Source organism: Streptomyces sp. NPDC051987, assembly GCF_040680735.1.
Lineage (GTDB): Bacteria > Actinomycetota > Actinomycetes > Streptomycetales > Streptomycetaceae > Streptomyces.
Genome location: NZ_JBFAXI010000166.1, coordinates 1 through 8873, shown reverse-complemented (window position 1 = coordinate 8873; position 8873 = coordinate 1). Strand labels below are relative to the sequence as shown.

Annotated in this window: 8 protein-coding genes; 6 read left to right on the top strand and 2 right to left on the bottom strand. The window is 72.8% G+C overall.

Translation table 11 applies throughout. From position 1 onward, the window contains the following. Positions 1 to 1752 (top strand): cytochrome P450 (locus AB0M11_RS40490; protein WP_365713835.1); only part of this gene is annotated, 1752 nt, incomplete at its 5' end. A gap of 173 nt (positions 1753 to 1925) precedes the next feature. Further along, positions 1926 to 2795: a class II glutamine amidotransferase gene (locus AB0M11_RS40485; protein WP_365713833.1), complete on the top strand. Its 870-nt coding sequence runs from the start codon at positions 1926 to 1928 to the stop codon at positions 2793 to 2795. Positions 2796 to 3068: 273 nt separating this feature from the next. Here the strand turns inward: AB0M11_RS40485 and AB0M11_RS40480 are convergent, their stop codons facing one another. Continuing rightward, positions 3069 to 4088, bottom strand: a complete 1020-nt coding sequence (locus tag AB0M11_RS40480) for a Ku protein (protein WP_365713831.1) — start codon at positions 4086 to 4088, stop codon at positions 3069 to 3071. A gap of 52 nt (positions 4089 to 4140) precedes the next feature. Here AB0M11_RS40480 and ligD point away from each other — a divergent pair, with 52 nt between their 5' ends. After that, entirely contained in the window at positions 4141 to 5022 is an 882-nt protein-coding gene (gene ligD / locus AB0M11_RS40475; RefSeq protein ID WP_365713829.1) for a non-homologous end-joining DNA ligase, read from the top strand. Positions 5023 to 5226: 204 nt separating this feature from the next. On the opposite strand, the gene AB0M11_RS40470 is transcribed toward ligD, so the two are convergent. Beyond that, entirely contained in the window at positions 5227 to 6030 is an 804-nt protein-coding gene (locus AB0M11_RS40470; RefSeq protein ID WP_365713827.1) for a nuclease-related domain-containing protein, read from the bottom strand. Between the two features lie 101 nt (positions 6031 to 6131). On the opposite strand from AB0M11_RS40470, the gene AB0M11_RS40465 reads away from it, so the two are divergent. From AB0M11_RS40465 to AB0M11_RS40455, 3 genes are all read left to right on the top strand, one after another. After that, complete coding sequence (locus tag AB0M11_RS40465; RefSeq protein ID WP_365713825.1) at positions 6132 to 6638, top strand: protein phosphatase; 507 nt, start codon at positions 6132 to 6134, stop codon at positions 6636 to 6638. A gap of 77 nt (positions 6639 to 6715) precedes the next feature. Continuing rightward, positions 6716 to 7507: a hypothetical protein gene (locus tag AB0M11_RS40460; RefSeq protein WP_365713823.1), complete on the top strand. Its 792-nt coding sequence runs from the start codon at positions 6716 to 6718 to the stop codon at positions 7505 to 7507. Then, positions 7504 to 8733, top strand: coding sequence for a HAMP domain-containing sensor histidine kinase (locus AB0M11_RS40455; protein ID WP_365713821.1), 1230 nt, complete (start codon positions 7504 to 7506; stop codon positions 8731 to 8733). Before AB0M11_RS40460 ends, AB0M11_RS40455 begins: the two co-directional genes overlap by 4 nt. Positions 8734 to 8873: the final 140 nt, after the last annotated feature.

Genomic DNA, 8873 nt, shown 5'->3' with positions numbered 1-8873 from the left:
ATCTCGCTGGAGCACTGGGCCAACGCGGTGGAGCAGGCCGAGGTCGCCGCCCACAACATGGTCCACGGCCAGGCGGACCGCTGGCCCCACCTGTCCGTCCCGCGGTTCTGGTCGATCCAGTTCGGCGTGAACATCAAGTCCGTCGGCGTGCCCACCTTCGCCGACGAGGTGGTGGTCACTCAGGGCTCGGTCTCCGACCACCGCTTCGTCGCCGCGTACGGCTATCGGGGCCGGGTCACGGCTGCCGTGAGCTTCGACAACGGCAAGTGGCTGGACCACTACCAGCGCCTGATCGAGACGGCCGCGCCCTTCCCGCCCCCCTGTCCCACGCCCGACCAGCCGGCCGACCTGAAACCGTTGCCCGTCGACTTCCCCGGCCCCGCCCTGCTCGCCCAAAGCGCTACAGCGGTTGCCACAGGACCTAATCCGGGTGAGCGGCGCGTCCGGCAGGGGCTTGGGCGTGGGCGTGGGCATGGGCATGGGCATCGTGAGGAAGGCCGGGCGACCACGCCTGCGACCGGATACGGGACGTCCGGCACGTTGCAGCGGATCTTCGACTACTCGTCCCGGGCCGACCCCTACCCGCTCTACGCCGAGCTGCGCCGGACACCGGTCGCCCGGCAGCAGGACGGCAGCTATGTCATCAGTACCTACCGTGAGATCACGGACGTGCTGAACGACCCGCACCTGAGTTCCGACCTGCGCAATCTGTCGCGTCCGGTGCCCCAGGCCGAGGGAGGGACCCCGGCCGAAGGAGGGGCCGCGTCGTCGTTCATCCACAGGGATCCGCCCGAGCACGACCGGCTGCGGCGGATGGCGATGCGCCACTTCGGCCCCCCGCACAGCCCTGGACTGGTGACCGGGCTCGAAGGCTTCCTGGCCGCCACTGTGGGCGGCCTGATCGACGGCCTGGCGGGCCGGGAGCGAATCGACGTCGTCGACGACTTCGCCTTTCCGCTCCCCGTCACCGTGATCTGCCACCTGCTCGGCGTGCCCCACGAGGACGAGCCGAGGTTCCACCTCTGGGTGCACGACATCATGGACTCGGTCGACTACGACCCCGAGACCGACCCGAAGCGGAAACTGGAGAAGGGCGTCCGGGCCCGCGACGACCTGCGGCGGTGTCTCGGCGAGTTGGTGGCACAGCGGCACGGTCGGCCCGGAGACGGCCTGCTGTCACGGCTGGCCAACGACGACGGGCCAGACGGGCGGATGACCGACGCCGACATCGTCGCCACCGCCAAAGTGCTCCTCGTCGCCGGCCACGAGACCGTCGTCAACCTCATCGCCAACGGCATGCTGACCCTGCTGCGGCATCCGCAGGTGCTGCGGCGACTGCGCGACGAACCGGAGCTCGTCGTGCCGTTGGTGGAGGAGCTGCTGCGCTACGAGCCACCTGTGCAGATCATTCCGTGCCGGGCAGCGTACAGCGACCTCACCGTCGCGGACACCGTCATCCCCAAGGGCTCGCAGATCATGCTGATGCTGGCCTCGGGCAGCCGGGATCCGAACCGCTTCCACGAGCCGGACCGCTTCGAACCCGACCGGCAGGACAACCAGCACCTCGGCTTCGGCGGCGGCGCCCACCTCTGCTTCGGCGGCCCGCTGGCCCGCCGCGAGGCCCAGATCGCGCTCGGCGAGCTGGCCCGCCGCCTCGACCGGCCCCGGCTCGTCGCCGACCCGCCCCCGTACCGGCTCAGCCCCGTACTACGGGGGCCGATGCACCTGGACGTCGAGCAGGGTGTCGGCTGACGGGGCGCGGCGCGCGCCGCTGCGGCGGCTGGAACGGCGCGGGCGCCGGACCCGTCCCGGGGCGACAATGGCCGCAGAGCGCGAACCGTCGGCCCCGAGGCAGACGCCCGACAGGCGCAGACGCCCAGTCCATGGCATGCCGGGAGGGGTCGGCCCGGCTTCAGGAGGGACCCGTGTGCCGTCTTTTCGGCCTCAGCAGCGCGCCGGTCCGGGCGCATGCCACGTTCTGGCTGCTCGACGCGCCGGACAGCCTCAGCCGGCAGAGCCACCGGGATCCTGACGGCACCGGCCTCGGCTGGTTCGGCCCCGACGGCACCCCGCACGTCGACAAGGCGCCCATCGCCGCCTACCGCGACCGCGCCTTCGCGCAGGAGGCGCGGCAGCGGGAGTCGGCGACCTTCATCGCCCACCTCCGCTTCGCCTCCACCGGCAGCCTCGACGTACGCAACACCCACCCCTTCGAGCAGGACGGACGGCTCTTCGCACACAACGGGGTCGTCGAGGGCCTCGGCGAACTCGACGCCCATCTGGGCGAGGACCGCTCGCTGGTCCGGGGCGACACCGACTCCGAGCGGTGCTTCGCCCTGATCACCCGGGAGATCCGGCGGCACGACGGCGACGTCACCGCGGGCATCCGGGAGGCCGCCCACTGGATCGCCGCGAACCTGCCTGTCTACGCCCTGAACCTGATCCTGGCCACCCCGCGGGAGCTGTGGGCACTGCGCTACCCGGACACCCACGGTCTCTACGTCCTGGAGCGCGGGCCCGGCGGCCGGCAGGGCAGTCGGCATCTCGACCAGAGCGGCAGCCACGGCCGCCTGCGCATCCACTCGGCGCACCTCACCGATCATCCCGCCGTCGTCGTCGCGAGCGAACCGCTGGACGAGAACCCCGACTGGCGCGCGATCGAACCCGGTCAACTCCTCCATGTGGACCCCGGACTGCGGGTCAGCCACGAGACCGTCCTGCCGGATCCTCCGGCCCACCGGCTCACCCTCGACGACCTGCACCCCGACGCGGCCGCCTCCCAGAGAGCCGCCTGACCGCCGTGACGTGACGCGTGGCAGCCGTGACGTGACGCGTGACAACCGGCGCGGCCGTGCGGGCGGCCACGTAGGTCCCTGCCCTACGCCCGGCCTGTTCGAAGAGCGCGCAGACGCCGGTCCGGTGGGTTGACGGCCCGGTCGTCGTCACGCCGAGCGATCGTCACGACGGGCGATCGTCACGACGGGCGATCGTCACGACGGGCGATCGTCACGACGGGCGATCGTCACGACGGGCGATCGTCACGACGGGCGTTTGCCGGGCGGCCTTCTTCACGCCGAGCGTTTGCGGGCGGTCTTCTTCGCCGGGGACTTCTTGGCGGTCGTCTTGGCCGCCGTCGACTTCTTGGCCGCCGTCTTCTTTGCGGCCGTCGACTTGGTCGTGGCCGACTTGGCCGTCGTCGACTTCGCGGTCGCCGACCCGGCCGTGGTCTTCTTCGCCGCCGGCCTCTTCCCGGTGGTCTGCTTCGCGGGCTGCTTCTTCTGCGGCAGCTCGGTGACCTCCGCCGCCTCCTCGCCCCGCGACTCCTTCGCCGCCCGGACGCTCTTCTCCAGGGCCGCCATCAGGTCGAGGACCTTGCCGGCCTTTGCCGGTTCGGGGGACTCCGGCGGGGTCTCGCCGGCCGCCTTCGCGGCGATGACCTCTTCCAGGGCCTCCCGGTACTCGTCGTGCAGGTCCTTCAGGTCGACCTCGCCGAGGGTGTCCATCAGGGCGTCCGCGAGGTCGAGTTCCTTGTCGCGGACGCTGACGTCGACGTCGGGGGCGACGCCCTCGGGTGCGCGGACCTCGTCCGGCCAGAGCAGGCCGTGCATGGCGATGGCGTCGCCGACCACCCGGAGCATGCCGAGGCGTTCCCGGCCGCGCAACGCGTACTTGGCGATGGCCACCTTGTTGCTGCGCTTCAGGGCCTCCCGCAGGAGGGTGTACGGCTTCGCCGCGGGAGCGCCGGCGGCCGCCAGGTAGTACGCGGCGTCCATCTGGAGCGGGTCGATGCGGTCGGCCGGGACGAACGCGACGATCTCGATCGTGCGGGCGGTGGGGATGGGCAGGTGGGAGAGGTCGTCGTCGGTGACCGGGATGATCGTGCCGTCGGCGTCCTCGTACCCCTTGCCGATCTCCGCCTGGGTGACCTCGCGGTCCTCCAGCTCGCAGAACTTGCGGTAGCGGATCCGGCCGTTGTCCTCGGTGTGGACCTGACGGAAGGAGATCGAGTGGCTCTCCGTGGCGTTCACCAGCTTGATCGGGATGCTGACGAGGCCGAAGGAGATCGCGCCGTTCCAGATGGATCGCACTTGCGGCTGCCCTCCGTCCAGTTCCTGTGTCTTTATATGAGATTGTCATCCTATGACGCCGATCACAGAGGTGGACGGGCGAAGGGTCGCGCTCAGCAATCTGGAGAAGGTGCTGTATCCGGCGACCGGGTTCACCAAGGGCGAGCTGCTGCACTACTACGCGACGACGGCCGGGGTGTTGCTGCCGCATCTGCGGGATCGGCCGGTGTCCTTCCTCCGGTACCCGGACGGGCCGGACGGCCAGGTCTTCTTCGCCAAGAACGTGCCTCCGGGTACGCCCGAGTGGGTCACGACCGCCGAGGTGCGCCGGTCGGAGGGGGCGGCCCGGATGGTGCTGGTGCAGGACCTCGCGAGCCTGATGTGGGCGGCGAACCTGGTGGCCGAGTTCCACACGCACCAGTGGCTGGTGCGGACGCCGGACGAGGCCGACCGGATCGTCTTCGACCTGGACCCCGGCGCGCCGGCGACGGTGGTGCAGTGCTGTGAGGTCGCGCTGTGGCTGCGGGAACGGCTGGCGGCGGACGGGATCGAGGCGTACGCCAAGACGGCCGGGTCGAAGGGGCTGCATCTGCTGGCGGCGGTGCGGGGCGCGTCCAGCGAGCGGGTGAGCGAGTACGCGAAGGGGCTGGCGGTGGAGGCCGAGCGGACGATGCCCGAGCTGGTGGTGCACCGGATGACCCGGAGTCTGCGGCCGGGGAAGGTGTTCGTGGACTGGAGCCAGAACGCGGGGCGGAAGACGACGGCCACGCCGTACACGGTGCGGGCGCGGCGCGAGCCGACGGTGTCGGCGCCGGTGACGTGGGAGGAGGTCGCCCGGTGCCGGGCGGCGGAGCAGCTGGTGTTCCTGGCCGGGGACATCGCGCCGCGCGTCCAGGACCACGGCGACCTGCTGGCCCCGCTGCTGGACGCACGACGCGCGACACCCCTGCCCTGAACGCCGACGGCGACGCCGACGACGGCACCGGCACCGACGACGGGCGACGGCGAGGCGACGGCACGACGGCGGCACGACGGCAGCACGACACGAGGCGACGGCAGCGACGGCGAGGCGGCGACGACCGGCACCAGGCACCAGGCACCAGGCACCAGGCACCAGGCACCAGCAACGGCGCGGCGCCGGAGCAGTGCGCGGGGCGCCCTACACCCTCCCCCACGTGTTGCGGTCCCGGGCCATCGCGTGCAGGGCCTCCACGTCCGCCGGCTTGAGGACGCCGCCGAGTCGGGACAGGGTGTCCAGCTCCCGGTCGCGGAGGATCCGAACCTCGCGCGGCGGGGCGATCAGCACGACGTCCGCCGGTTCGGTCAGCGCCAGCACCGGGCGGACCTCCGCCGTGAGGGCGTAAGAGGCCCGGTCGGCGTCCGCCCGCAGGCGGCGCAGGAGAGGCTGGGCGTCACGGCGACCCAGTGTGATCATCGGGTCGGCGATCAGGACCTTCTGCTTGCGTGCGTAGAGGGAGTGCACGCAGAACAGGCCGCCCGGCCCGATCAGCAGGTGGTGGATACGGCCGCCGCCGGGCAGCGGGACGGAGTGCAGGGCGTGCCAGCCGGCGCCGTCCAGCCGGTCCAGCGCGTCGCCGACGGTCTGTTCCGCGGTCAGGGCGCGGCGGCGCGGGTCGGGACGGAGGCGGTGGGCCGGACCGGGGTCCCGGTCGAGCGCGACCAGCAGCGCCTCACCGGGCCGGTTGGGCGCCAGGTCGTCGTCGGGGTGCAGGGTCAGCCGTGCCAGTTCGGCGGGGGTGGGCACGGGCGGCGGGCCGACGGTGACGGGGCCGGTCATGAACGGCCGCAGGGTCTCCAGCACGTCGTCCCGCCGCTCCTCGCTGAGCAGGTTGACCCGGCCCGCCTCACGGTCGTACCAGGCGACGTTCCTGCCATCCGCGAGGCATACGTACAGTCGCTCCTGACCGTGCCGCCAGGTCGGCACGACGCGCAGTGGGCTCATGGCGTCATCACCCCTCGACCATGGGAACAGGCGGGGTGCTCCAGGGGCAAGAACCCGGCTACCTTTGACAGGGGTTGGCGCGCGCAGCGGGGAGGCGCCGGGTGCGGATCCGTGGGGAACAGTACGACGTGCCGGCTCCGGACAGTCCCTGGAGCGAGGTGGTGCCCGGACTGTGGATGGGCGGCCACGAGTTCCGGGGGCGTTCGGGACGGCTGGAGCCCGCCGTGGTGCGGGACGAGTTCGATCTGGTGCAGAGCCTGCTGCGGCTGCCCGGACACGGGCCGGACCAGGACGTCGAGCACCATGTGTGGCCCATACCGGACGGGCCGTTGGACGGTACCCAGCTCGCGGGCGTGATGCGGCTGGCCAGGGCGGCCAGCGAGGCGCTGGACGCGCGGCGGACGGTGCTGGTGCGCTGCTACAGCGGATACAACCGGTCCGGGCTCGTGGTCGCGCAGGCCCTGGTGCACCAGGGGCGTACGGCCGAGGAGGCGATCCGGCTGGTGCGCGCCCGGCGCTCGCCCTGGGCGCTGCACAACGAACTGTTCGTCGCCTACCTGCGGGCCGGACTGTCCACCGCCCGTCTCCTTGAGGAACTCGCCGAGTAGCCTCTCCCCTGCACCGGCCGCCCGCATCGGCGACCCAGCCGGAAGAGAGAGACCTACCCCGCCGAGCCAGGAGCAGCGTGTCCGCCCGTCGTCCCGTCCGCACCGCCGTGACCGCGGCCGCCGTCGCCCTGCTGGCGCTGGCCGCGGCCGGCTGCGGCGACTCCGGCGGGCTTCGCGCGGCCGGGGCGACGCCGACCGCGATCAGCCCCGACAGGCTCTGGCCCGACCTGCCGCCGGCGACCAGCCCGGCCTGGCCCTACGACGAGGGCAGCTCTCGGCCGGTCAAGGGGATCACGGTTCCCGGCGACGACATACGCGGGGTGGATCCGGTGACCGTCGTACGGGCGGAGATCGCCTCGGACCCGACGGACTTCGGGCCCACCGGGGCGTACCAGGGCACCGCGACGCGGATGGGGAAGTGCGGGGCCCGGGGCGGCGGGGCCGGGTGTCCGCTGCTGAAGCCGTACTACCGGGACCTGACCGGGGACGGACGGGACGAGCTGACGCTCGGCTTCCGGCTGTATCCGACCAACCAGACCGCGCTGCGCGTGTACACCGTCGAGCGGCACCGTCTGGTGCAGATCCTCGACGACGACGACGCGATCATCGGCGTCGAGCTGGCCGGGCGTACGGTGATCGTGCGGTCGCCGGCCGGGATCACCGGGTACGAGTACCGGACGACCTGGGCGTGGGATCCGCAGCGCAGGGCGATGGTGTTCTCCCGGGACGAGTTCCTGCGCACCGGCAAGGGGCACCACACCCGCAGACCGCTGCCGTCCGCCTCAGCGCCACACGCGTCGGCATCGATATCGGCATCGGCATCGGCATCGGCTGCGACATCGGCTGCGACATCGGCGGGTGCGCGATGAGGCTCCCCCGCTGGGCCGGGACGCTCGCGGCGAAGTCGGCCGCGTTCATCGCGGGGATGTGCTGTGCGCTGGCCGCGCTGCTCGGCGTCCTGGTCCACGTGTCGGTCACCGACCAGACCGTGGCACAGGCCCGCGACCAGGCGCTGGCCCGGCTCGCGGAGGCGACGGCCGCGTACCAGGCGGGGGACGCGCTGCCCCGGGACGCCCGCCTCGATCCATGGGGGCTGCCCGCGTCGTTGCGGGCGCTGGCGCTGGCCGGGGACCGCGGCACGATGGTCGCCGACGACGGCGGTCGCCCCGTGATGTGGGCGGCGGGACCGGCCGACCGGCACCGGACGCTCGCCGTGGCCGTCGACTACTCCCAGCAGGCCCGCACCATCGACGGCCTGGACCGCTCCATCCTGTGGTCGTCGGCGCTGGCCATCGGGGCGACGCTGCTGGTCGGCGCGTTCGCGGTGACCCGGGTGACCCGGCGGCTGCACGGCACCGCGCAGGTGGCCCGGCGGATCAGCGCCGGGGACCTGGACGCCCGGGTGCACGATCCCCTTACCAAGGACCCGACCCGCCCGCAGGACGAGGTGGCCGCGGTCGCCGCGGCGCTGGACGGCATGGCCGCGTCGCTGCAGAGCAAGCTGCTGAGCGAGCAGCGGTTCACGGCCGACGTGGCGCACGAGCTGCGCACGCCGCTGACCGGGCTGCACGCGGCGGCGGAGCTGCTGCCTCCGGGGCGGCCGACGGAATTGGTGCGGGACCGGGTGGCCGCGCTGCGCACGCTCACCGAGGACCTGCTGGAGATCTCCCGCCTGGACTCGGGCCGGGAGCGGCTGGAGACGGACGCGGAGGCGCTGGGCACGCTGGCCGAGCGGGTGGTGCGGGCGTCCGGGACGGAGACCGAGGTGAAGGTCGTCCGGGACGTGTGGGTCGAGACCGACCGGCGGCGGCTCGAGCGGGTGCTGGGGAACCTGGTCGCCAACGCGCACCGGCACGGGCGGGGGCCGGTGGTGCTGACGGTGGAGGGGAAGGAGGTCACCGTGCGGGACCACGGGGACGGCTATCCCGACTACCTGGTGGCCCACGGCCCGCAGCGGTTCCGGACGGAGGGCGGGGGCAAGGGGCACGGGCTGGGGCTGACGATCGCGGTGGGGCAGGCGGAGGTGCTGGGCGCACGGCTGCGGTTCGCCAACGCGGACGGCGGCGGGGCGGTGGCGACGCTGACGCTGCCGTAGGGGGGGTGCGGCGGGTCGTACGGCCGCGGGTGCGTGGTGGGTTGCCCGCGCGCCCTTCCTCTGCACAGGACGGTCCCCATGAACCAGCTCATCCCGCCCTCGTCCAAGGACCGGTCGCGGCCGGCGGATCCCGCCGTGCC

Bases quoted from the DNA above. Each gene is read 5' to 3' on its own strand.
- ligD (WP_365713829.1), top strand. From the start codon at position 4,141: ATGACGCCGATCACAGAGGTGGACGGGCGAAGGGTCGCGCTCAGCAAT.
- AB0M11_RS40470 (WP_365713827.1), bottom strand. From the start codon at position 6,030: ATGAGCCCACTGCGCGTCGTGCCGACCTGGCGGCACGGTCAGGAGCGA.
- AB0M11_RS40455 (WP_365713821.1), top strand. From the start codon at position 7,504: ATGAGGCTCCCCCGCTGGGCCGGGACGCTCGCGGCGAAGTCGGCCGCG.